Annotated in this window: 19 protein-coding genes; 15 read left to right on the plus strand and 4 right to left on the minus strand. The window is 75.4% G+C overall.

Annotated features, from left to right (window positions below; translation table 11 throughout):
• Positions 1–33 precede the first annotated feature (33 nt).
• On the minus strand, positions 34–957 hold the full coding sequence (locus tag KSNIM_RS31805; RefSeq protein ID WP_263106594.1) for an alpha/beta fold hydrolase: 924 nt from the start codon (positions 955–957) through the stop codon (positions 34–36).
• Between the two features lie 51 nt (positions 958–1008).
• Positions 1009–1764 (minus strand): sulfotransferase family protein, encoded by a 756-nt coding sequence (locus KSNIM_RS31810; RefSeq protein WP_263106595.1) that lies wholly within the window; start codon positions 1762–1764, stop codon positions 1009–1011.
• 330 nt (positions 1765–2094) lie between these two features.
• Here KSNIM_RS31810 and KSNIM_RS31815 point away from each other — a divergent pair, with 330 nt between their 5' ends.
• The 12 genes from KSNIM_RS31815 to KSNIM_RS31870 all read left to right on the plus strand — a co-directional run bounded on the left by KSNIM_RS31815 (position 2095) and on the right by KSNIM_RS31870 (position 16604).
• Complete coding sequence (locus KSNIM_RS31815; protein WP_263106597.1) at positions 2095–2751, plus strand: hypothetical protein; 657 nt, start codon at positions 2095–2097, stop codon at positions 2749–2751.
• Positions 2741–3805, plus strand: coding sequence for a BtrH N-terminal domain-containing protein (locus tag KSNIM_RS31820; RefSeq protein WP_263106599.1), 1065 nt, complete (start codon positions 2741–2743; stop codon positions 3803–3805). The genes KSNIM_RS31815 and KSNIM_RS31820 overlap by 11 nt, the downstream gene beginning before the upstream one ends.
• Before the next feature lie 65 nt (positions 3806–3870).
• On the plus strand, positions 3871–5163 hold the full coding sequence (locus KSNIM_RS31825) for a DegT/DnrJ/EryC1/StrS family aminotransferase (protein ID WP_263106600.1): 1293 nt from the start codon (positions 3871–3873) through the stop codon (positions 5161–5163).
• Entirely contained in the window at positions 5160–6062 is a 903-nt protein-coding gene (locus KSNIM_RS31830; protein ID WP_263106601.1) for a transketolase, read from the plus strand. The genes KSNIM_RS31825 and KSNIM_RS31830 overlap by 4 nt, the downstream gene beginning before the upstream one ends.
• Positions 6059–7069, plus strand: coding sequence for a transketolase family protein (locus KSNIM_RS31835; RefSeq protein WP_263106602.1), 1011 nt, complete (start codon positions 6059–6061; stop codon positions 7067–7069). The genes KSNIM_RS31830 and KSNIM_RS31835 overlap by 4 nt, the downstream gene beginning before the upstream one ends.
• A 34-nt stretch (positions 7070–7103) precedes the next feature.
• Entirely contained in the window at positions 7104–7283 is a 180-nt protein-coding gene (locus KSNIM_RS31840; protein WP_263106603.1) for a lysine biosynthesis protein LysW, read from the plus strand.
• Positions 7280–8149 (plus strand): lysine biosynthesis protein LysX, encoded by an 870-nt coding sequence (gene lysX / locus KSNIM_RS31845; RefSeq protein ID WP_263106605.1) that lies wholly within the window; start codon positions 7280–7282, stop codon positions 8147–8149. The genes KSNIM_RS31840 and lysX overlap by 4 nt, the downstream gene beginning before the upstream one ends.
• Positions 8146–9177 (plus strand): N-acetyl-gamma-glutamyl-phosphate reductase, encoded by a 1032-nt coding sequence (gene argC, locus KSNIM_RS31850; protein WP_263106606.1) that lies wholly within the window; start codon positions 8146–8148, stop codon positions 9175–9177. The genes lysX and argC overlap by 4 nt, the downstream gene beginning before the upstream one ends.
• A 33-nt stretch (positions 9178–9210) precedes the next feature.
• Positions 9211–10056, plus strand: a complete 846-nt coding sequence (locus KSNIM_RS31855) for a [LysW]-aminoadipate kinase (RefSeq protein WP_263106608.1) — start codon at positions 9211–9213, stop codon at positions 10054–10056.
• On the plus strand, positions 10053–11213 hold the full coding sequence (locus tag KSNIM_RS31860; RefSeq protein ID WP_263106609.1) for a M20/M25/M40 family metallo-hydrolase: 1161 nt from the start codon (positions 10053–10055) through the stop codon (positions 11211–11213). Before KSNIM_RS31855 ends, KSNIM_RS31860 begins: the two co-directional genes overlap by 4 nt.
• The gene (locus KSNIM_RS31865) at positions 11210–14542 is read left to right on the plus strand and encodes a non-ribosomal peptide synthetase (RefSeq protein ID WP_263106610.1); all 3333 of its coding nucleotides are present in this window, start codon (positions 11210–11212) and stop codon (positions 14540–14542) included. Before KSNIM_RS31860 ends, KSNIM_RS31865 begins: the two co-directional genes overlap by 4 nt.
• 64 nt (positions 14543–14606) lie before the next feature.
• Positions 14607–16604 carry an acyl-CoA dehydrogenase family protein gene (locus tag KSNIM_RS31870; protein WP_263106611.1) on the plus strand — a complete coding sequence of 666 codons (1998 nt, stop codon included), beginning with the start codon at positions 14607–14609 and terminating at the stop codon, positions 16602–16604.
• A 145-nt stretch (positions 16605–16749) separates the two neighbouring features.
• On the opposite strand, the gene KSNIM_RS31875 is transcribed toward KSNIM_RS31870, so the two are convergent.
• Positions 16750–17292: an AAA family ATPase gene (locus KSNIM_RS31875; RefSeq protein WP_263106613.1), complete on the minus strand. Its 543-nt coding sequence runs from the start codon at positions 17290–17292 to the stop codon at positions 16750–16752.
• A 201-nt stretch (positions 17293–17493) separates the two neighbouring features.
• Between KSNIM_RS31875 and KSNIM_RS31880 the strand changes: the two genes are divergently transcribed.
• Positions 17494–18708, plus strand: coding sequence for a serine hydrolase domain-containing protein (locus tag KSNIM_RS31880; protein WP_263106614.1), 1215 nt, complete (start codon positions 17494–17496; stop codon positions 18706–18708).
• 135 nt (positions 18709–18843) lie between these two features.
• Positions 18844–20760, plus strand: a complete 1917-nt coding sequence (locus tag KSNIM_RS31885) for a glycoside hydrolase family 5 protein (RefSeq protein ID WP_263106615.1) — start codon at positions 18844–18846, stop codon at positions 20758–20760.
• Positions 20761–20863: 103 nt separating this feature from the next.
• On the opposite strand, the gene KSNIM_RS31890 is transcribed toward KSNIM_RS31885, so the two are convergent.
• On the minus strand, positions 20864–21874 hold the full coding sequence (locus KSNIM_RS31890; RefSeq protein ID WP_263106616.1) for a hypothetical protein: 1011 nt from the start codon (positions 21872–21874) through the stop codon (positions 20864–20866).
• A gap of 92 nt (positions 21875–21966) precedes the next feature.
• Here KSNIM_RS31890 and KSNIM_RS31895 point away from each other — a divergent pair, with 92 nt between their 5' ends.
• Positions 21967–22545, plus strand: coding sequence for a chloramphenicol phosphotransferase CPT family protein (locus tag KSNIM_RS31895; protein WP_263106617.1), 579 nt, complete (start codon positions 21967–21969; stop codon positions 22543–22545).
• The last annotated feature ends 62 nt before the right edge of the window (positions 22546–22607 follow it).

Raw genomic sequence — 22607 nt, forward strand, 5'->3', positions numbered from 1 at the left:
GTCGGGCGCGGTGTCGTGCGGGTGCGGCGGGTGTCAGGGCGCGGCGGTGCGGATCAGTTCGGCGGCGATCCGTACCACCGGCTCGCGGACGACGTCGTAGTGTCCGCCCGGGGCCCGGCGGACGTGCAGCGGGCCGCTCACCCGGGCCCGCCACTCGGCCGGGTCGACGGCGGAGTCCTCGGCGTGCAGCAGGGTGACCGGTCCGGCGTACGGGCCGGGCACGTGGGCGTGCATGGCGCGGGTGGCGACCCGGTAGCCGCGGTACCGGGCGGCCAGGTCGGTGCTGTCCAGCCCGAGGTCGATGCCACGTTCGCGCAGGCTGGCCACCGCGGCGTCCAGTGCCCGGTCCGGCGGCAGTCGCCACACCGCGGGGTCGACCGGCAGCCGGTCGCCGGCGTCCGGCAGAGCGTCGGCCGGGCCGGCGGAGTCCACCAGGTCGGCGACGAAGCGTTGCAGGGTGGCCGGGCCGTCCCAGGCGGGCACCGAGGCGGGCCAGCTCATGGTGTCCAGCAGGACGACCGGGGGCGGTGCCCCGGTGGCCGCGAGCCGGCGGGCCGCCTGGTAGGCGACCAGGCCGCCGAAGGACCAGCCGGCGAGCACCGCCGGGCGGTGTCCGGCGCCGGCCAGCAGGGCGAGGTAGTCCTCGGCCATCGACTCCACCGCGGCGGGTCCCTCGGGGCGTTCCTCGGCGGCGACGGCGAGCACCGGGCGGCGTCCGGCCAGCAGTCGGGCCAGCCCGGTGTAGCAGAACACCCCGCCGCCGATCGGCGGGCACAGCACCACGGCGCCCGCGGCTGGGTCGGTGCCGGGTTGCAGTTCGACCAGGGTGCCGTGGGCGGCCGTTGGTGCGGTCGGGCCGCTGCGGCCGGCCCGCAGCGCGTCCAGCAGGGCCTGTTTCTGCGGCGAGAGGGCGGCCACCCGGCTGTCGGCGGGCGGCACGGCTGGTCCGGGCGGCACGGTCTCTCCTGCGCGGTCGACGGGTGGCGGACGGTCACGGGTGGCGGACGGTCACGGCCGGGGCGCTCCGGCGGGGACCAGGCGGTGCTGGTACAGCGCCTCGTAGTGCGGGAGTTGGGCGCGGTGGTAGTCGGCGAGCAGCGGGGTGTTCGCCACCGTGTGCGGGTAGCTGCGCTCGGAGCGGACGAAGCCGGTGCTCCGCTCGGCGTCGACGTGCCAGCGCTGTGCCCTGCCCCAGCCGTCGTGCGCGCCGGCCTGCCAGCTGAGGTCCTGCGGGCGGTGGTCGAGTCCGGTGCGCTCGCAGTACGCCCGGACGGTGCCCTCCGGGTCGTCCAGCAGCGCGTCCGAGTCGACCACGGCGGGCACGGACCCGGTCGCCGCGGCGGCCGCGTCGAAGAGTTCGCGCAGCCGGCCGAAGCCGATCTCCGGCTCGGTGAGTGCGGGGTTGAGCGCGTAGTGCGAGGCGATCACCTCGTCCGGGCGGCGGATGATGAAGGTGTGCCGCACCTCGGTGAGGAAGCGGCGGTCCGCCAGGACGCCGGGGTAGTGGAAGTCGGTGGTGTCCTTGAAGAACACCAGGCGCTCCCGGGAGATCCGCAGGATCGCGGCGATCAGTTCGCTCTCGCTGTGCACGGCCGCGCCGTCGACCTCGGTGCTGCCGAAGTCCGCCAGGTGCGAGAACGGTTCGTGCAGGGTCAGTACGTCGGGGCGCTGCATCATCATCCGCAGGAATGCGGTCGACCGGGAGCGGGGTGCGCTCCACAGTGCGATCGCCCCGATGGTGGTCGGCGGTTCCTCGGCACTCATGGCGCATTCCTTTCCCGGGTGGCTCGGTGCGGCGAGGCTAGCAACGCCCGGGGCCGGCCGGGAACCCCGGAATTGCGTTCGACCGCACGTCGATTCGCCGCGTCAACGCCACGATTACGGCCGCGACCTGGGGAACCGCTGCCCGGCCGCCGACGGGTGGTGGACTTCCGTTGACCTGCCGTCGTGGAATTGAACGATTCGGGTACGCCCGCGGATCGGACCGAAGCATTCCGTTGACCGGGAAATCACTGCCGGGGCGGAGGACGAACTCCGTTGATTCCGGCTAGCTTTCGATGCAGCAGTGCGGCCGAGTCCACGTGAAGAGGGAATGTGACCGACACATCCACACCCCCCGGCACAGCAACACCGCCGGCCGGTGCACCGCGCTACCGCGTGGTGGAGCTGGCCGCCCACCGCAACAACCGGGCCGCCTCCCGGATGCACACCACCGGGGCGGGCGGCTTCAACGTCTGGCGCAACTCCTTCCCTGTCGAGCACCTGCCCCCGGGCGGGTCCGAGGTGGAGGTCGGCGGGGTGCCGTTCAGCTTCCCGCCGGTCGGCGAGGGCTACGACAACGTGCGCTGCGACGGCCAGTTCGTCGAGGTGCCGGCCGGTCGCTACGACTGGATCCACCTGCTGGCCGCCGCCGAGCGCCGCGCCGAGGACACCGTCGAACTGCACTACGCCGACGGCTCGGTGGACACCGAGTGGCTGCGCGTCTCGGACTTCTGGTCGGCGCCCGCCTGGTTCGGCGAACTGCCCGCCTACCGGACGCCCGTCATGCACTACCCGTACCACGTACAGCCCGGGATCGGTGCCCACCTGTGGGCGCAGCGCGTTCCGGTGCCGCGGCGCACCGCACTGGCCGGCCTGCGGCTGCCGCGGAACATCGCGGTGCACGTCTTCGCCGCGACCGTGCAGGAACCGCCGCCCGGCACCGCCGGGTTGCCCGCCACCCGCAGGGAGGAGGACGGCCGTGACCACTGACCACCCGCCCCGGGTGCACCACATCACCGGTGCCCCGCCCGAGTTCTGGTACCGCGACCTGGCCAGCTGCCTGCAGGCGACCTTCGGCTCGGTGCTGCTGCGCGCCGGCCACGACCCGCTCGAAGTCCTCGGCACCGCCTGGCAGTTCCTCTACCGACCCGGCGAGGTCCGCTCCGAGGAGTTCTACTTCCCGACCCGCTACGAGGGCGACCTCGGCCGCGGCATCGCCCCGCACCACCCGCTGACCTCCGCCTGGCGGACCCCGGACGACCCGGCGGACCCGCTGGCCGGCCTGCGCGCCGCGCTGGACGCCGACCGGCTGGTGATCGCCGCCGTCGACAACCACCACCTGCCGTTCCGGCCCGCCTACCGCGACGTCCACGCGGCCCACCTGGTCACGGTGTTCGGCCTGGACGAGCACCGCGGGCTGGTGCACGTCGCCGACGCCACCCCGCCCGCCTTCCGCGGCGCCGTCCCGCTGGAGGCCTTTCTGGCCGCGTGGGACTCGGCCAATCCCTCGGACGTCCAGGACGCCTTCTTCAGCGACTCCCGGATCGGCCGGCGCTGGCTCGACGTCCGGGTCGGCGGCCCGTACCCCGATACCACGCCCGCCCGGCTCGCCGCGGTGCTGCGCGCCGACGCCGAGCTCTTCACCACCGGCAAGGCCGACGGGCCGGACGGTGCCGCGGGCCTCGCCGGCCTCGCCCGGTTCACCGAGGAGCTCGTCGACCGCTCCCGGGCGGGCGACCCGGCCGCGATCCGCGACCTCTACCCGTTCGGCTGGGGCATGCAGGCGCAGGCCTCGCTGCACGGCGAACTGCTCCGCCGGCTCGGCGCCGCCTGGCGGCTGCCCGTCCTGGCCGGCGCGGGCCGAGCCGTGGAGGCCGTCGCGCACGCCTGGACGGGCGTGCGGATGACCGGCGCGCACGGGCGCGACGACCCGGCCGCCGCCGCCGGCGGCCTCGCCCGGCACACCGCCGTGCTGCGCCGCCGCTACGCCGAGGCCGTCGAGGCCGTCCACGAGGCGCTCGACGCGCTGCCCGTACCCGCCTGAGCGGCCCGTCCGGGCACCGCGTTCCGAGCGCCGCACCCCCCACCGCGATCCCCGAGGAGTCCCGCATGAACAGGCTCGCCGTGCTCGGCGGCCCCCCGGCCGTACCGCGCGAGCAGCGCGACGTCGAATGGCCGGTCATCGACGACGAGGACCGCAAGGCCGTTCTCGCCGCCCTGGACGGCGGCCGGCTGGTCTCCAACGCCGACGGCGAGACGCCGGTCAGCGCCCTGGAACGCCGGTGGAGCGAGCGGTTCGGCTTCGCCCACACCATCGCCGTCTCCAACGGCACCGCGGCGCTCTCGCTGGCGCTGTCCGCGCTCGGCGTCGGGCCCGGCGACGAGGTGATCGTGCCGGCGCTGAGCTTCATCGCCACCGGCCTCGCGCCCGTCCACCAGATGGCCGTGCCGGTCTTCGCCGACATCGACCCCGTCACCTTCAACCTCGACCCGGACGACGTGGAGCGCCGGATCACCCCGCGCACCCGGGCGATCCTGCCCGTCCACCTGCACGGCGCCCCCGCCGACCTGGACCGGCTCGGCGACATCGCCCGCCGGCACGGACTCGCCCTGGTCGAGGACGCCGCGCAGGCCCCCGGCGCGCTGCACCGCGGCCGGCCGGTCGGCGGGATCGGCGAGTTCGGCGCGTTCAGCCTCCAGGTCACCAAGAACATCCCCACCTGCGGCGAGGGCGGCCTGCTCGTCACCGCCGACGACGCGCTCGCCGAGACCGCCCGCAAGGGCCGGCAGTTCGGCGAGGTCATCGAGCCCGGCCGGGACCGCGACTACATCTCCTACCGGCTCGGCTGGAACCACAAGATCAACGGCTTGCAGGCCGCCTTCGCCTCCTCCCAGCTCGCCCGGTTCGACGGCTACGAGCAGGCCCGGCAGGAGAACGTCACCCGCTTCCTCGCCCGGCTGGACGGCCTGCCCGGCCTCACCGTGCCGACCGCGCTGCCGGGCACCGTGCACGTCTGGCACATCCTCAGGTTCCGCTTCGACCCCGCCGCGGCCGGCCTCGACGGTGTCGCCCCGGGTCGCTTCCGCACCGTGCTGCGCCGGCTGCTGCGCGCCGAGGGCGTCCCCGTCTCGCAGTACCAACTCGTCCCGCTGCCCGAGCAGATGGTCTTCCGCGACCGCGAGGGCTTCGGCAAGGGCTACCCCTGGACGGTGCTCGGTGCCGACGCCCCGGAGCCCGGCGACCACCCCGTCACCCGCGCCGTCATCGAGGACTCGCTGACCATCCAGAAGCGCCACCTCAACCCCGGCTCCGGCCCGCTGCTGCAGCACTACGCGGACGCCTTCGAGAAGGTGTGGGGCAACCTCGACACGGTGGCCCGGCTCGCGGGGGCCGCCCGATGACCGCGCCCACGGCCGTCCTGCCGTGCAGTGCCGAGGAGTTGGCCGCGACCGCCCGCCGGGTCCGGGAGCACGTCGTCGACATGTGCGCCGGCCCCGAGGGCGGCCACCTCGGCGGCGCCTTCTCCAGCACCGAGATCCTCACCGCGCTCTACTTCGCCGTGCTGAACACCGACCCGGCCGACCCGGCCGACCCGGACCGCGACCGCTTCGTGCTCAGCAAGGGCCACGCCGCCGTCGGCCTCTACGCGGTGCTCGCCGAACGGGGCTACCTGCCGACCGCCGAACTCGCCGACTACGGCCGCCCCGGCACCCGGCTGATGGGCCACCCCGTCCGGGCCGTCCCCGGGGTCGAGATGCCGACCGGCTCGCTCGGCCACGGCCTCGCACTCGCCTGCGGATTCGCCCTCGGCCAGCGCCTCGACGGGCGGTCCGCCCGCAGCTTCGTGCTGATGGGCGACGGCGAACTCCAGGAGGGCTCGGTCTGGGAGTCGGCGATCGCCGCCGCCTCGCTGCGCCTCGACAACCTGGTCGCCGTGATCGACCGCAACGGCCTCCAACTCACCGGCCCCACCGACGGGAAGGCCCCGATGGAGCAGCTCGCCGAGCGCTGGCGCAGCTTCGGCTGGGCCGTCCGCGAGACCGACGGCCACGACCCGGCCGCCCTGGTCGGGCACCTGGGCTCCGCCCCCTGGGAGCCCGGCCGTCCGAGCCTGCTGATCTGCCGCACCGTCAAGGGCCGCGGCGTGCCCTTCCTGGAGGGCCGGCCCGCCGCCCACTACGTCACCCTCTCCGCCCGCAACCACGCCCGCGCCCGCGCCGCACTGCGCGCGGACAGTGGCACTGCCGCCAGAGCCGCCACTGTCACCGCCGGTACCGTCGTCGCGGGGAGGCCGGCATGAGCTGGTCGGCGCTCGCCACCGCCCCGCCCCAGCAGGCCACGCCCGTCGACCCGGCGCGGCCGGAGGCGACGCGCACCGCCTACCGGGACCGCCTGCTGGCACTGCTGCCCACCGACCCCCGGCTGATCTGCCTCGACACCGACACCGGCCTGTTCGGGCCGGACCAGGTCGCCGCCGCCGGGCGGCAGTACCTGGACCTCGGCATCGCCGAGCACAACCTGATGGGCATCGCCGCCGGCCTCGCCGCGAGCGGACGGATGCCCTTCGTCAACACCATGGCCGCCTTCGCCGCCACCCGGGCGCTGGAGGCCGTGAAGATCGACATCGCCTACAACGCCCTCCCGGTGCGCATCATGGCCACCCACGGCGGCCTCGCCGCCGGTCACCTGGGCCCCACCCACCAGGCGCTGGAGGACCTCGCGGTGATGCGGGCACTGCCCGGCATGACCGTGCTGGTGCCCGCGGACGCCGCGCAGGCCGCCGCCTTCGTCGACCGCAGCCTCGACCTGCCCGGCCCGCTGTACGTCCGGCTCGGCCGCAAGGCCACCCCGGCCCTGCCGCCCGGCACCCCGCCGCCCGTCCCCGGCCGCGCCCAGACGCTGCGCCGCGGCCGGGACGCGGTGCTCGCCGCCTGCGGCCCGTACCCGGTGCAGGCCTGCCTGGCCGCCGCCGCCGAACTCGCCGTCGAGGGTGTCGAGTGCACCGTGCTCAACGTGCACACGCTGCGCCCGTTCGACACCGCCGCGCTGGTCGAGGCCGCCGACCACAGCGGGCTGGTGGTCACCGTGGAGGAGCACTGGCGCAGCGGCGGCCTCGGCGGCGCGGTCGCCGAGGCGCTGGCCGAGGCCGCGCCCGCCCGGGTGCTGCGGATCGGCATGCCCGACACCTTCACCGACACCGTCGGCGGCCACGAGCACCTGCTCGCCCACTACGGCATCACCCCCGCCCGGGTGGCCGACACCGTCCGCGGCGCGCTGGGCCTCGGCCCGGCCCCGACCACCGACTGACGCATCGTCAGATCAGCTCACGAGAGGAAGCCCGATGCCCGCGACCGACGTCCTCGTCTGTCCCAGCTGCGAGGCCGAAGTGGCCTTCGCCGCCCCGCCGATGCTTGCCGAGATCACCGAATGCGCCGAGTGCCGCACCGAGCTGGAGGTCGTCGCCACCGACCCGGTGCTGCTCGCCCTCGCGCCCGAGGTCGAGGAGGACTGGGGCGAGTGAGCGGGGCCTCCCCGAGGCCCCGGATCGCCCTGCTGGCCTCCAGGATCGGCTTCGAGGAGAAGCGGATCCTGGAGGCCCTGGCCCGGCACGGCCTCAGCTGCACCCACCTGGACACCCGGTCCCTGCACCGGGAGCTGGACGCCGCCCCGGCGCCGTGGGACGCCGTCCTCAACCGGGAGATCTCGGCCACCCGGGCGCTGTACTCCGCACTCGCCCTCGAAGCCGCCGGCGCCCGGGTGCTCAACAGCGCCGCCGCGACCGAGACCTGCGGCGACAAGTGGCGCACCTCCGTGGCGCTGAGCCGGGCCGGCGTACCCACCCCGCGCACCGCCCTCGCCCTCACCCCGGAGGCCGCCGAGGCCGCCGCCGAGGAGATGGGCTACCCGGTCGTCCTCAAGCCCCTCACCGGATCCTGGGGCCGCCGGGTCGCCCTGCTGCGCGACCGGGACACCGCCCGCAGCCTGTTCGAGTACTGCGAGGCGATGCCCTCGCCGGCCGGCCGGCTGGTCTACCTGCAGGCGTACGTCGACAAGCCGGACCGCGACATCCGGGTCGCCGTGATCGGCGGCCGCGCGGTCGCCGCGGTCTACCGCCGCTCCGCGGACTGGCGCACCAACGTCGCCCGCGGCGCCACCACCGAACCCTGCCCGCTCACCGACGACCTCGCCAAGCTCGCCGTCGCCGCCGCGGACGGCGTCGGCGCCGGCATCGCCGGGGTCGACCTGGTCGAGGACGCCCGAGGAGGCCTGTACGTGATCGAGGTCAACCACCGCGTGGAGTTCGCCGGCCTGCAGGCCGCCGCGGGCGACCGCGTCGACATCGGCGCCGCGATCGCCGGGCACCTGATCGAGGAGGCCGCCCGATGACCCGGGTCGCGGTGCTCGGCGCCGCCGGCTACATCGGCGGCGAGCTGCTGCGGCTGCTGGTCGGCCACCCCGAGGTGGAGGTCGCCGCCGCGGTCTCCTCCCGCTTCCCCGCCCGCCGCGTCGACACCGTCCACCCCAACCTGCGCGCCGTCACCGACCTGGTGTTCACCGACCCGGAGGAGGCCGCCCGGCACACGTACGACGCCGTGCTGCTCGCCACCCCGCACCGGAAGACCGCCGAGCTCGTCCGCGACTGGTCGGACCGGGCGAAGACGGTGATCGACCTGTCCGGCGACTTCCGGCTGCGCGACGCCGCCGTCTTCGAGCGCTACTACGGAGCCGAGCACCCGGTGCCCGAGCTGCTCGGCACCTTCACCCCCGGCATCCCCGAGCTGTACCGCGAGGAACTGCGCACCGCCGACCGGATCAGCGTCCCCGGCTGCATGGCCGCCGCCGGACTGCTGGCGATCGCCCCGCTCGCCGCGCGCGGCCTGCTCACCGGCCGGGTCGAACTCGACGCCCGGACGGGCTCCAGCGGCTCCGGGGTGACCGCCGGCGAGGCCAACCTGCACGCCGAACGCAGCGGCGCCATGCGGGTGTTCGCCCCCGTCGGCCACCGGCACGAGGCGGAGATCGCCCAACTCACCGGCCTGGCCGTGCGGATGACGGCCACCGGGGTGGAGGCGGTGCGCGGCGTCCAGGTGGTCGCCCGGGTCGAGGCCGCCGAGGGCGTCGACGACCTGGCGATCCGTCGCGCCTACCGGGAGGCCTACCGCGACGAGCCCTTCGTGCGGATCGTCGCCCAGCGCCGCGGCACCTACCGCTACCCCGAGCCCAAGATCCTGCTCGGCTCCAACTTCTGCGACGTCGGCCACGTCTACGACGAGAGGACCGGGCGGCTGGTGCTGATCGCGGCCCTGGACAACCTGGTCAAGGGCGGCGCCGGCAACGCCGTGCAGTGCCTCAACATCCGCACCGGCCGACCGGAGGGCCTCGGCCTCTCCTTCCCCGGCCTGCACCCGATCTGACGAAGATCCGCCCAGCGAAGCGAAAGGACGCCGATGGCACCCCTCACCGTCGTCAAGTGCGGCGGCAACCGCGAGGTCGACGCCGCGGGCATCTGCGCCGACGTCGCCGCGCTCGTCCGGGCCGGGCGGCGGGTCGTGCTCGTGCACGGCGGCTCCGCCGAGATCGACCGGCTCGGCGACCGCCTCGGCGTCCCGCACCGCCGCCTCACGGCCCCCGACGGCGTCTCCGCCCGGCACACCGACACCGCCACCCTGGAGGTGGTCACGCTCGCCCTGGCCGGCGCCGTCAAACCCCGGCTGATCGCCGAACTGCAGGACCACGGTGTCCCCGCGGTCGGCCTCACCGGGCTGGACGGCGGACTGCTCCGGGCGCGCCGCAAGCGCGCCCACCGGGCCGTGGTCGACGGCCGCACCGTGCTCGTCCGCGACGACCACAGCGGCCGGATCGCCGAGGTGCGCACCGCCGTCCTCACCGCCCTGCTCGACGCCGGGTTCGTCCCCGTCGTCTCCCCGCCGGCCGCCGCGGAGGACGGCCGGCCGGTGAACGTCGACGCCGACCGCGCCGCCGCCGCCGTCGCCGGGGCGCTCGGCGCCGACCGGCTGCTGCTGCTCACCGGCGCCCCCGGCGTGCTCGCCGACCCGGCCGACCCGGGCAGCCTGCTGGACCGCTGCGAGGTGCCCGCCGAGGGCGCCCCCGGGGCCTTCGCCCGCGGCGGGATGGCGCTCAAACTGGTCGCCGCCCGCGAGGCACTGCTCGCCGGCGTCGACCGGGTCACCGTCGCCGACGGCCGCACCCCCGGCGCGCTCGCCCGCGCCCTCGACGGCGCCGGCACCGAGATCGCGCTCACCACCCGGCCCGCCCCGGCAGGTGGCGCATGACCCCCGCCGAGGCCGACGCCGCCGTCGAGCTGCTGGAGTCCGCACTCGCGATCCCCTCGTCCTCCGGGGAGGAGCACCCGCTCGCCGTCCACCTCGCCGCCCGGATGCGCGCGGCCGGGCTCACCGCGAGCATCGACGCGGCCGGGAACGTCATCGGCGAGACCGCGCCCCGCCCCGGTCCGACCGTGATGCTGGTCGGCCACCTGGACACCGTCCCCGGCGAGCTGCCGGTCCGCCGCACCGGCGGGGTGATCACCGGACGCGGAGCCGTCGACGCCAAGGGGCCGCTCGCCGCGATGATCAGCGCCGTCGCCGCGGAGGCCGACTTCCCCGGCCGGCTGGTCGTCGCCGGCGTCGTCGAGGAGGAGACCCCGCGCTCGCGCGGCGCCGTCCACCTCGGCCGCACCCGGCCCGCGCCCGACGCGCTGATCGTCGGCGAGCCCGGCGGCTGGCAGGGCGTCGTCCTCGGCTACAAGGGCAAACTCGACCTGCGCTACCGGGTCGCCCGCGCCGCCACCCACCCCAGCAACCCCGAACCCAAGGCCACCGAGGTCGCCGCCGCCTTCTGGCAGCACCTGCTCGACCTGATCGGCCCCGACGCCGGGCACGCCTCCTTCGGCACCCCGGGCGCCACCCTGGTCGCCATGCACGGCGACGCCGCCGCCGCGGAACTCGAGATCGGCGTCCGCACCCCGGTCGGCTTCGACATCCCGGCCTTCACCGAGGCGCTGCGCGAACGCGCCGACGGCGGCACCCTCGACGTCCTCAACGCCGTCGGCGCCGTGCTCTCCCCGCGCACCGACCCGGTCGTCCGCGCCCTCACCGCCGGTGTCCGCGCGGCCGGCGGCACCCCCCGGCCCACCCGCAAGACCGGCACCTCCGACATGAACACCCTCGCCGAGGTCTGGGACGTCCCGATGGCCACCTACGGCCCCGGCGACAGCGCCCTCGACCACTCCGACGACGAGCACATCGCCGTCGACGACTACCTGCGCGGCATCACCGTCCTGCGCACCGCGCTGCGCCACCTCGCCGCCCTGCCGCCACGGGCGGTCGCACCAGACACCCGCGCCGCAGCAGCCGACACCCGCCCCGCCCGACCCGACACCCACCCCGCCGCCCCCGCGGCCCGTCAGCCGGAAGGCGTCCTGCGATGAGTGAGCTGATCAACCGCCTCGCCAAGCTCCCGGGCGAGCGGCGCGCCGCCTTCCTCGCCCAGTTGCGCGGCGCCGGCGCCCGGCCCGAGGCCGTGCTGCGCCCCCGCGAGGACCGCGACCGCCCGGTGCCGCTCTCCTTCGCCCAGGCCCCGCTCTGGTTCCTCGACCGGCTCGCCCCCGGCCTCGCCACCTACAACGTCACCACCGCCTACCGCCTCGACGGGCCGCTCGACACCGACGCCCTCACCCGCGCCCTCGCCGGCGTGGTGGACCGCCACGAGGCGCTCCGCACCCGCGTCCGCGAGACGCCCGACGGGCCCGTCCAGGAGATCGCCCGGCACCAGTTCGTCGACCTGGCGCCGGTGCCCGCCGAGGGCGCCTCCCCGGAGGAGCGTGCCTCCTGGGCCGAGCGCTGGGCCGAGGAGTTCGCCCGCCGCCCCTTCGACCTGGCGGCCGGACCGCTCTGGCGGGCCGCCCTGCTCCGCCTGGAGCCCGAACGCCACCTGCTCGTCCTCGCCGTGCACCACATCGTCTGCGACGGCTGGTCGCTCGGCGTCGTCGCCCGCGAACTCGCCGCCGGCTACACGGGCGAGGCCGTCACCCCGCCGCCCGTCCAGTACGCCGACCACACCCTCTGGCAGCACGCCCGCCTCACCGGTCCCGGACTCGCCAGGCTCAGCGGCTTCTGGCGCGAGCGGCTCGCCGGACTGCCCACCGTCGACCTGCCCACCGACCGCCCCCGCCCGCCCGAGGTCCGGTACGAGGGCGCCCACCGCAGCCGGCTGCTGCCCGCCGCGCTCGCCCCCCGCGTCCGCGAACTCGCCCGCAGCGAGGGCGTCACCCCGTACACCGTGCTGCTCGCCGCCTTCCTGCTGCTGCTGCAGCGCTACAGCGGCCAGCACGACCTGGTCGTCGGCTCGCCGACCGCCAACCGCGACCGGGTCGAGATCGAGGACCTGGTCGGCTTCTTCGTCAACACCCTGCCGATCCGGGTCGACCTGGACGGCGGACCCACCGGCCGCGAGGTCATCTCCCGGGTCAGTGCCGCCGTCCGCGACTCCTTCGCCCACGGCGAGCTGCCCTTCGAGCAGATCGTGGACGCCGCCCGGCCGCCCCGCGACCCCTCGCGCTCGCCGCTCGTCCAACTCGCCTTCACCTACCAGAACGCCGACCGGCCGCTGCACCTGCCCGGCCTGACGGTCGACCAGTACGCCGTCGACCCCGGTACCTCGCGCTTCGACATGAGCTGGAACGCCACCGAACGCGCCGACGGCCTCGATCTCTACGTCGAGTACGCCACGGCCCTGTTCGACCCGGAGACCGTCGACCGGATGACCGCCCACTACGGCACCCTGCTCGACGGCCTGCTTGCCGACCCCGGCGCCGAGGCGGGCCGGCTGCCGCTGCTCTCCGCCGAGGAGCACGCCGAACTCACCGGCGGCACCTTCGACGGCGCCCGCCGCCCCCTCCCCGCCGGCACCCTCGCCACCGCCTTCGCCGAGCAGGCCGCCCGCACCCCGGACGCCGTCGCCCTCACCGTCTCCGGCCGCGACACCTCCTACGCCGAACTCGACGCCGCTGCCGACGCACTGGCCGAGATCCTGCGCGCCGCCGGTGCCCGGCCCGGCGAACGGGTGGCGCTGCTGCTGCCCCGCAGCGAGGAACTCGTCACCGCCGTCCTCGCCGTACTGCGCACCGGAGCCGCCTACGTGCCGCTGGACGCCGCCAGCCCGCCCGCGCGGATCGCCGCCGTCCTCGCCGACGCCACGCCCGTCGCCGTCCTCGCCACCGACGGGACGGAACACGGCCTGCCCGCCGAGGGTCCGGCCCGCCGGATCGTCCACCGCGACGGCCGCTGGCACGCCGAGGGCGGAGCCCTGGTGGCGCTGTCGCTGCCCGGCGGAGAAGCCGGCCCGGACGCCACCGCGTACGTCATCTACACCTCCGGCACCACCGGCACCCCCAAGGGCGTGCCGATCCGGCACCGCAGCGCCGTCGCCTTCGCCGACTCCGTCCGCCGGCTCTTCGACCTCACCCCGGCGGACCGGGTGCTGGGCTTCGCCTCCGCCGCCTTCGACGTCTCCGTCTTCGAGATCTTCGCCGCCCTGCTGACCGGCGCCCGGCTCTGCCTCGCCACCGACGAGGAGCGCCTCGACCCGGCCCGGCTCCAGGAACTGATGATCAGTCAGTCCGTCACCGTGGTCGATCTGCCGCCCAGCGTGATGGCGCTGCTGGAGCCCGAGCGGCTGCCCGCCCTGCGGATCGTCTTCGTCGGCGGCGAGGCCTTCTCCGGCGAACTCGTCAACCGCTGGAACCCGGGCCGCCGCTTCTTCAACGGCTACGGCCCCACCGAGTGCACCGTCACCATGATCGTCCAGGAGTGCGCGGGCCACTGGACGGCGAGCCCGCCGATCGGCCTGCCGATGGACAACCACGTCGCCCACGTCCTCGACCACCACCTGCAGCCCGTCCCGTACGGCGTGGCCGGCGAACTCGTCATCGGCGGCGCCGGGTTGACACCCGGCTACCTCAACGCCCCCGAACTCACCGCACAGAAGATCGTCGCCGACCCCTTCGGCACCGCCCCCGGCGGCCGCCTCTACCGCACCGGCGACCTCGTCCGCCGCGAACCCGGCGGCGCCATCACCTTCCTCGGCCGGATCGACCAGCAGGTCAAACTCCGCGGCCTGCGGATCGAACTCGGCGAGATCGAAGCCGCCCTGGCCGCCGCCCCCGGCATCGGCCAGGCCGCCGCCGCCGTCTGGACGGACCCGCTCGGCGAACGCCACCTGGTCGCCTACACCGCCCCCGCCGACGGCGCCGAACCCGCCGAACCGGCCGCCCTGCGCGCCGCCCTCGCCGAGCGCCTCCCCGGCTGGATGCTCCCCGCCCACTACGTGGCCCTGCCCGCCCTCCCGCTCACCACCAGCGGCAAGGTCGACCGGCGCGCCCTGCCCGAACCCGACCCCGCCGCCCGGCCGCGCGGCGGACCGGCCACCGCACCCCGCACCGAGACCGAACGGATCCTCGTCGGCGAGGTGTTCGCCGAAGTCCTGGGCGTCGACGGGATCTCCGTGCACGACAGCTTCTTCGACCTCGGCGGCACCAGCCTGCGCAGCACCCGGCTGCTCGCCCGGATCCGCGAACGCTTCGGCGTCGAGGTACCGCTCGCCGACTTCTTCCGCGGCCCCACCGTCGAACACCTCGCCGCGCTGATCGACCGCGCCCGCGCCACCGCGCTCGACGACGACGCCCTGCTCAGCCTGATCGAGCGGATGTCCGACGACGAGGCCGCCCGGCTGCTCGCCGGCGGCGGACCCGCCTCCTGACCCCTTCCCGTCGCCGCCGCCCCTCTCTTCGCCAGCGCCGTTCGAGCCCTCGGAGGAGCAGACCATGGACCAGCCGACCACCACCGACGGGCTCGACGCCTTCCGCCGGGACGTCCGCGAGCGGCTCCGCAGCCCCGGCGTGCGGGCCGCCCTCGACGCCTGGCGCGCCGCCCCCGGACCGGACACCGACGAACGGCCGCTCTACCGCGAACTCGGCCGGCAAGGGCTGCTCGCCCCCGACTGGCCCGTCGAGTACGGCGGCCGCGGCCTCGGCCGCGCCGAGGCCGCCGCCCTCTACGAGGAACTCGTCCGGGCCGGGATCCCCGACACCCTGCACGTCAACACCGTCCAGATCGTCGGCCTCTTCCTGCTGATGGCGGGCACCCCCGAACAGAAGGCCGCCCACCTGCCCGCCATCGCCGCCGGCGAGCGCTTCGCCAGCGTGCTCTACACCGAGCCGGAGACCGGCTCCGACCTCGCCGCGCTGCGCACCACCGCCGTCCGGGCCGGTGCCTCGGAGCCCGGCGCCGGCTGGCGGCTGGACGGCGTCAAGGTGTTCAGCCTGAAGAGCGACCGCACCCACCTCGGCCTGTGCGCCGCCCGCACCGGCCCGGTCGACGGCCGCTACCACGGCATCAGCCTCTTCCTGCTCGACCTCACCGCCGACGGGGTGCAGCGCAGCGTGATCCCCGGCCTCGCCGACGAGCAGTTCCACCGGATCGAACTGCGCGGCGTCCGGGTCGGGGCCGACGCACTGGTCGGCGCCGAACACGAGGGCTGGCCGCTGCTCACCCAGGCGCTCGCCGTCGAACGCACCGGCCTGGACTACGCGTTGAAGGCCGAACGGTGGTACCGCGCAGTGCTGGCGCACGGCCTCGACCGGCCCGAGGAGATCGCCCGGTACGGCGCCGCCGTGGACGCCGCCGCCCTCTTCGCCGCCCGCCTCACCGCCGGCGTCCCCGCCCCCGCGGACGGTGACGGCCACACCGCCGAGGTGGACGAGCCGCTCTCGGCCGCGGCCAAGTACTACACCAGCGAACTCGCCCAGTCCGTCGCCGGCTGGGCCGCCGCCCACGGCCTCTCGACGCCCGGCACCGACCCGGGCCTGGAGGCCGGCTACCGGGAGGCGCCCGGCCTCACCCTCTCGGCCGGCACCTCCGAGGTCATGCTCCAGGTCGTCGCCGGGGCCGGCGCCCTCGACCCGGGCGACGACCTGCTGCAGCAGCAACTCCGCCAGGCCGTACGGAAGCTGCTCGACCGGGCGGTCACCGGGAGTCCCCGGCCGGGTGTCCACGACGCACCCGCCGAGGACGGCCCCGACTGCCCCTCCTGGGCCGCCCTCACCGAACTCGGCGCCCCGCTCTTCGAGGTGCCCGCAGAGGCGGGCGGACTCGATCTCGGCCTCGCCGCCGCCACGGTCGTCGCCGAGGAACTCGGACGGGCCGCGCTGCGCGGCCCCTACCTGGACACCGCCGCCGCCCTCGACCTGCTCGGCCCGGACGCCGTCGGCCCCGCCGCGGAGGCCGCCTGCGCCGGAACGCCGCCGCAGGCCGCTCCGCCTGCCACTCCGCCGACCGGGCCCGCCGTCGCCCGGCAGCGGATCCGGCAGGCCGCGTACCTGATCGGGCTGGCCGCCGGCGCCACCGGCGAGGCGATCGGGCTCAGCCACCGCCGCGAGCAGTTCGGCCGCCCGCTGGCCCACTGGCAGGGCGTCGCACTGCCGCTCGCCCGCGAACTCACCCGGATCGAGGCCGGCCGCCTGCTCGTCCGCCGCGCCGCCGCCCTGGCCGACTCCGCCGCCCCCGAGACCCCGCTCACCCGCTCCGCCGCCGAGGCCCTGGCCACCGCCGCCGAAACCGCCCTGGACGCCACCCGCACCGCCGTCCACACCGCAGGCGTCCGCGGCCTCACCAACGCCACCCCCCTGCACCGCCACTACCGCCTCGCCCGCACCGAAGCCGTCCGCCTCGCCACCCCGGCCACCCTCTGGCACGAGGCGGGCCTGACCCGCCTCGCGGACCAGGCCGGCCAGATCCGCAACAGGGAGCATCCGCTCCGTTGACGGCTGTGCACAGACGACCGTCGTGGGCGCGCTCACCCGCCGGATGCGGCTGAGGACCGTGCCACCCCGTCCCTCCACGGGCGTGCCCTGACGGCGGCCGCGGCGGGACGGCTCCGCCACGAGTCCACCCCGCAGGCTGCCGCCGTCAACGGGCGGTTGTGATCGACGCGGCCAGGGCCGGGACGTCGACGGGCCCGGTGGTGTCCACACGGTGGACGATCCCCAGCCCGAGTGGCTCGGCGCCGCGGGACCACAACGGCCAGTCGCCGCCGAAACCGCCAGGACTCTCGGGATGCACCGGGTGTCGTTCGGCAGTCCGGCCGGCGAACCGCCGACGGGCCACCTCCAGCGGCACCTCGCACCAGACCTCCCGCACGTCGGCCACGCCCGCACGCCGGAGTCCCGCCCGCACGACCGGCCGCACATGGGCCAACCACGAATTCTCCAGAACGGCCCCGCCCCGCGCGTCGCCCAGCAACGTCCACAGGGCCTCGCCGGCGGCGCCCCCCAGGACCCGGCTCCATTCGAGGTCGGGACACTCCGGCGGGCGGAGGCCCGCCAGCGTGTCCGCCAATGTCTCCTTGATCGCGTCCTTGCTGAACAGAGGTAGGCCCATCTCGGCCGCCAAGGCCCGCGCGAGCGTGGTCTTCCCCGCTCCGGGAAGCCCGTTGACCAGCACCGTGACCACCCGATCACTCTAGCGGTCCGTGGGACGGTCCGGCGGTGAAGCCGAGGAGTGCCCGGACGCCGGACCGTGCGAGCGGGACAACGGCCCGGCCGAGTGCGGGGAGGTCCGACCACTCTCCCGGGGGACGGTGGGTCCGGCCGAACGGCGGAGGTGGCGGGGTGTCGGGGCCGGGGCGGAGCGGGGATGCTCGCACGGTGGGGTATGACACGTACTCAGACCGCGCTGCTCTGCGCGGCCACACTGTTCGCCGCCACGCTGCAGTCCACGGCCGGGGTGGCCGTCGCCGCCGGTGGCGGCGGGCACGATGCGCACGCCTGCGTCAGCACCCCGGAGCCGCTCCGCGGGAAGGCCCGTCAGGTCGACCGGATCGTGAGCCGGGTGAAGGACGAACTCGGGCTGAAGTCCGTCCTGTTCAAGGTCACCGAGGGCGGTCGGGAGATCGTCACCGGCGCCCAGGGGGAGTCGATGACCGGTGTCCCCGCCGAGCCCGGCATGCACTTCCGTGCGGGGTCGGTGGGCATCGCCTACATGGGCACCGTGCTGATGCAACTCGCCGAGGAGGGGCGGGTCGACCTCGACGAGCCCGTCTCCCGCTGGCTGCCCGATCTGCCGCACGGCGGCGAGATCACCCTGCGGATGCTCGGCAGTTCCACCTCCGGCCTGGTCGACTACGTCCGCGACCCGGGCTTCCTGGCCGCGCTCGACGCCGACCCGTTCCGGCAGTGGACGCCGGAGGAGCTGGTGGGCATCTCCACCGCGCAGCCGCTCTGGTACGAGCCGGGCACCAGCTGGAGCTACTCGCACGCGAACTTCGTCCTGCTCGGGGCGGCGCTGGAGCGGATCACCGGCACCCGGCTGGACCGGCTGCTGGAGGAGCGGGTGATGGGGCCGCTCGGGCTCCGGAACACCCGCAACAGCTTCACCCCGGAGATCGAGGAGCCCGTCCAGCACGCCTTCACCGCCTCGCGCGGCACGTACGAGGAGTCCACCTTCTGGAACCCGTCGTGGACGACCGCTCCCGGGGCGGTCCTCGCCATGCACATCTGTGACCTGGAGCGCTCCGCCCGGGCCATCGGCAGCGGCGAGCTGCTCTCCCGCCGCGCCTTCCGGGAGCAGCTCGACCCGGGCACAGTCGGCCTCGGCGGCGCGACCGCGACCTGCCCGGCGGACATCTGCCTGGTCAACACCGAGGCCAAGCACTTCGGCATGGGTGTCATCGTGATCGACGACTGGGTGCTGCAGAACCCGTCGTTCTCCGGATACGCGGCCATCCAGGCCTATCTGCCGCAGCAGGGCCTCTCCATCGCCGTGTCCACCACCAGGGGACCCGAGGCGCCGGACGAGAACACCGCGCAGATCGTCGCCGAACGCATCTCCGAGCTGCTCGCGCCGGAGAACCCGCTGGTCATCGCCTGACCTCGGGCCGCTCGCCGGCCGGCTCCGCGACGGGAGCCGGCCGGACGCGGTTCAGCCGGCCTACCGCCGGGTAACTCGGCTCTGCCGACGCCACGTTGGTATGAGTCCGACACTCTCGACACCCGGGCAGGCCCGATGATCCGGCACCTCCTCCGCACCGCACTGACGCTGGCCCTGCCGGCGGCGCTGCTCGTCGCACCCGCCGCCTCGGCGGCCCCGCCGGAAGCAGCCGCGGCCACGCCCGCCGCCGGCCTCGCCGTCGGATGGACCGCGCCGCTCTCCACCCGCGGCCGGTACATCGTCGACGCCACCGGCGCCCGCTTCAGGCTCCGGGCCGGCAACTGGGACGGCGCCCAGGGCTCGTGGACCGGATCCGGCAGCGTCGCTGACCCGGCAAACCACCACAGCGGCCAGGACTCCCACGGCATCCCGCTCGGCCTCGACCGCGCCCAGCTACCCGCCCTGATGGCGGACTTCCACCGTCTCGGGCTCAACAGCATCCGGCTGCCCTTCTCCAACGAGATGATCCGCACCACCGCGCCCGTGCCCGACACCGCCGTCGCGGCCAACCCCCAGCTGCGCGGCCTCACCCCGCTGCAGGTCTACGACGCGGTGGTGCGGGCGCTCACCGCTGACGGCTTCGCGGTGATCCTCAACAACCACACCAACACCACCCGTTGGTGCTGCGGCCTGGACGGCAACGAACGGTGGAACAGCAGCCAGTCCACCACGCAGTGGGAGGACGACTGGGTGTTCATGGCCCGGCGGTACCGCGACAACAAGCGGGTGGTCGGCGCCGACCTGTACAACGAAGTCCGCCGCGACGTCCTCGACGACCCCAACTGGGGCCTCGGCGACGCCCACGACTGGTACGCCGCCGCGCAGCACGCCGGAGACCGCATCCTCACCGAGGGCAGCCCGGACCTGCTGATCGTGGTCGAGGGCATCAACTGGACGGGCATCCCCGCGGACGGCCTGCCGCACGGCCGCCCGACCCTCACCCCCGTCCGCACCCTCTCGCACACCCTCGTCGCCTCCCACAAACTCGTCTACTCGGCGCACTTCTACGGCTACACCGGCCCGAACCACAGCGGCGCCACCGGCCTCGGCGAGACTCACGACGCCCGCTACCAGGACCTCGGCCGCGACGAGCTCTACCGCGTCCTCGACGACGAGGCCTTCTACGTCGCCACCGAGAGCGGCCAACACTTCACCGCACCCGTCTGGGTCAGCGAGTTCGGCATCGGCGCGGACGAGGGCGCCGCCGCGCCGCGCACCTGGTTCGGGAACCTCGCCGACCGCCTGGCCGCGCTGGACACCGACTTCGCCTACTGGCCGCTGGTCGGCTGGAACGACCCGGGCCGCGGCGACAGTTGGGCCCTGCTCCGGTACACCGCGGCCGGCAGCCGCTCCGGTGTTCTGGACGGCGCCGACTGGCGCGCGGACGCCTGGAGCCGTCTCACCGCCGCGCCCGGCCTCACCGGCCAGGTGCCGGCCGCCGACGCCTGGCACCTGCTGACCACCGACCACGCCGACGCCGTGCAGTCCCTGCGGGTGCGCGCGGCCGGCGACTGGGACAGCGGCGCCCGCAAGGCCGTCTGCCCCGACGGCGAACGCCTCGTCGGCCTCGCCCACACCGGCGGCCGCGGACTGTGCACCGACACCGCGACCGGCGGCGACCTGCGGGCCGTGACCGGTGAGGCCGTCGTCGTCCGCGACGAGCGCAACGTCCCCGCGGGCGGCGACTGGGCCTCCGGCTACACCAAGTACCAGTGTGCGCAGGGCCAGTTCCTGATCGGGTACAGCCTGCGCGGCTCCCGGGTCTCGGCCGCCCTCTGCGCAACGGCCCGCCGCCCGCTCGGCACCGGCACCCGCACGGTCTGGTTCGACCGCGGCGACAACCGCCCGTCCGCGAACCCCGGCGGCGAGTTCGCCCACGGCGCCTACAAGGGCCAGTGCGGCCCCACCGAGTACGCCGCCGGCATCGCCTTCACCACCCGGATCGGCTCCTCCGGCACCCCGGACGCCCTGCTCTGCCGCCCGCTCTCCTGAGCCGCGTCACGGCGCAGCGGGCACACCGGACCGACCGCCGTCGGGACGTCGAACCCTTCCCTGCCGGCCGACGGCAGGGAAGGGACCCGGGGATGCCCGGCCGTCAGCTGCGGAAGCCGACGTGGACGTGGTCGTGGTGGGCGTCGTCGGTGAAGAACTGGTGGGGGGTGGTGCCGCCGGAGAGTTGGCGCGGGCCGCCGACGTTGTAGGAACCGCTGGCCGCCGCGGCCCGCATGAAGCCGTCGACCAGGTCGTGCGGGGTGGCCGGGTCGACCACGAGGTGGCCGTCGATCCGCCAGACGTCGAAGGCCCGCCCCGGCGGATGGTCGCTCGGGCGGGAGGTGCCGAACACGTCGATCGGGTGCCCGGAACGCAGCACGGTCACCGCGTACGAGTACCGGGCGGCCAGCGTCAGCATCGAGCCGAGGACGCTCTCGTGCACGCCGCCGCCGCGGACGTCGGCGATCGCGGCCGGCGGCAGCTGGATCCGCGGCTCGGCCAGTACCCGCTGCGCCGCGTCGGAGAGGACGGCGGCCGGCGGGGCAGGCTGCGCCGGGTGCAGGGCGGTGACGTTCCAGCGCGGCTGCGCCCGGACCAGCCGCACGTCGACGGTGGTGCCCCCCGACCCCTCCGTGGTCCACTGCCGGCACGGGACCATCACGCTGGCGGAGTCGGTGAGGTGCCCGCCCCACTGGGCGTTCACGACCTGAAGGACGGCCTGCGGGGCGGCTCCGAGCAGCGGTCCGGCCTGGCCGGCGAGCGACGGGTCGAGGCCGAGGGCGCGGACCCGGTCCCGGGCCGCGGCCAGGCCCTGTCCACCGGCGGGCCAGGCGCCGAGCGCCTCGACCAGCTGGGTCGCCCGCAGCTTCACGTCCGGGTCGATCTCACCGGGCCCGGGTTGCCACGGCATGGTGGCGGGGAGTGCCGCCGAGGAGGTCACGGGAGAGGTCCCGGGCGGGGACGGGGCGGCCGGCGTGGGCGGGGAGGCGGAGCCGGCCGCGGTGCCCGTCCGGCTGGTGCAGGCCCCCAGCAGGACCCCCGCCAGACCGAGCAGCACCGCCCGCCGGGGCACCTGGAACGCCTGCGGCGAGGGCCGGGCGTTCTCGGCACTCACCGCTCCACCGTACGTCGGCCGCGCCCGGGCGGCCCGGCCACCGCCGACAAGGGGCCCGCGGAGGCCGCGGCGGTGCATGTGATCATGTCAGGATGGCATCCGGTCGGATCATCTTCCTCAACGGCACGTCCAGCTCCGGCAAGTCCAGCATCGCGCGGGAGCTCCTGGACATCCTCGACGACGGGGTCTTCTTCCACCTGGCGGTCGACGGCTTCAACGCCATGCGTACCAAGCGCGAACTCGGCGAGGAGGAACTCGGTGCGGCGCTGCGCCGTACCAGGGAGGGCTTCCACCGCTCGGTCGCGGCGATGGCCGGCGCGGGCAACGACCTCGTCGTCGACCACGTGCTGAGCGAGGAGTGGCGGCTGCTCGACTGCCTGGCGGTGCTGCCCCCGGAGGACGTGCTCTTCGTCGGCGTCCACTGCCCGCCGGACGAACTGGCCCGGCGCGAACGGGACCGGGGCGACCGGCCGCCGGGCCTGGCGGTGCACCAGTACGGGCTGGTGCACCGGCACGGCGACTACGACCTGGAGTGCGACACCGGTGCGGCGAGCCCCCGCGCCTGTGCCGAGCGCATCAAGGAATTCCTGCCGCAGCGTCCGACGCCGACGGCGTTCACCCGGCTCCGCGAGAAGTACCTGACGGGCGGTGGGACCTTGGGCGAGCCGTGATCTGTACGGTGGCCCGCATCCGAATTGCGCACTTCCCCGCGCCCCTTCAAGGTCCCCGTGAC

Origin of the sequence: Kitasatospora sp. DSM 101779, from assembly GCF_025655475.1 — a bacterium.
Classification (GTDB): domain Bacteria; phylum Actinomycetota; class Actinomycetes; order Streptomycetales; family Streptomycetaceae; genus Kitasatospora.

What these genes read in the sequence shown, in the direction of transcription:
- KSNIM_RS31810 (WP_263106595.1), bottom strand. Translation starts at nt 1,764, where the DNA reads ATGAGTGCCGAGGAACCGCCGACCACCATCGGGGCGATCGCACTGTGG.
- KSNIM_RS31825 (WP_263106600.1), top strand. Translation starts at nt 3,871, where the DNA reads ATGAACAGGCTCGCCGTGCTCGGCGGCCCCCCGGCCGTACCGCGCGAG.
- KSNIM_RS31830 (WP_263106601.1), top strand. Translation starts at nt 5,160, where the DNA reads ATGACCGCGCCCACGGCCGTCCTGCCGTGCAGTGCCGAGGAGTTGGCC.
- KSNIM_RS31835 (WP_263106602.1), top strand. Translation starts at nt 6,059, where the DNA reads ATGAGCTGGTCGGCGCTCGCCACCGCCCCGCCCCAGCAGGCCACGCCC.
- KSNIM_RS31840 (WP_263106603.1), top strand. Translation starts at nt 7,104, where the DNA reads ATGCCCGCGACCGACGTCCTCGTCTGTCCCAGCTGCGAGGCCGAAGTG.
- argC (WP_263106606.1), top strand. Translation starts at nt 8,146, where the DNA reads ATGACCCGGGTCGCGGTGCTCGGCGCCGCCGGCTACATCGGCGGCGAG.
- KSNIM_RS31855 (WP_263106608.1), top strand. Translation starts at nt 9,211, where the DNA reads ATGGCACCCCTCACCGTCGTCAAGTGCGGCGGCAACCGCGAGGTCGAC.
- KSNIM_RS31860 (WP_263106609.1), top strand. Translation starts at nt 10,053, where the DNA reads ATGACCCCCGCCGAGGCCGACGCCGCCGTCGAGCTGCTGGAGTCCGCA.
- KSNIM_RS31865 (WP_263106610.1), top strand. Translation starts at nt 11,210, where the DNA reads ATGAGTGAGCTGATCAACCGCCTCGCCAAGCTCCCGGGCGAGCGGCGC.
- KSNIM_RS31870 (WP_263106611.1), top strand. Translation starts at nt 14,607, where the DNA reads ATGGACCAGCCGACCACCACCGACGGGCTCGACGCCTTCCGCCGGGAC.
- KSNIM_RS31880 (WP_263106614.1), top strand. Translation starts at nt 17,494, where the DNA reads ATGACACGTACTCAGACCGCGCTGCTCTGCGCGGCCACACTGTTCGCC.
- KSNIM_RS31885 (WP_263106615.1), top strand. Translation starts at nt 18,844, where the DNA reads ATGATCCGGCACCTCCTCCGCACCGCACTGACGCTGGCCCTGCCGGCG.
- KSNIM_RS31895 (WP_263106617.1), top strand. Translation starts at nt 21,967, where the DNA reads ATGGCATCCGGTCGGATCATCTTCCTCAACGGCACGTCCAGCTCCGGC.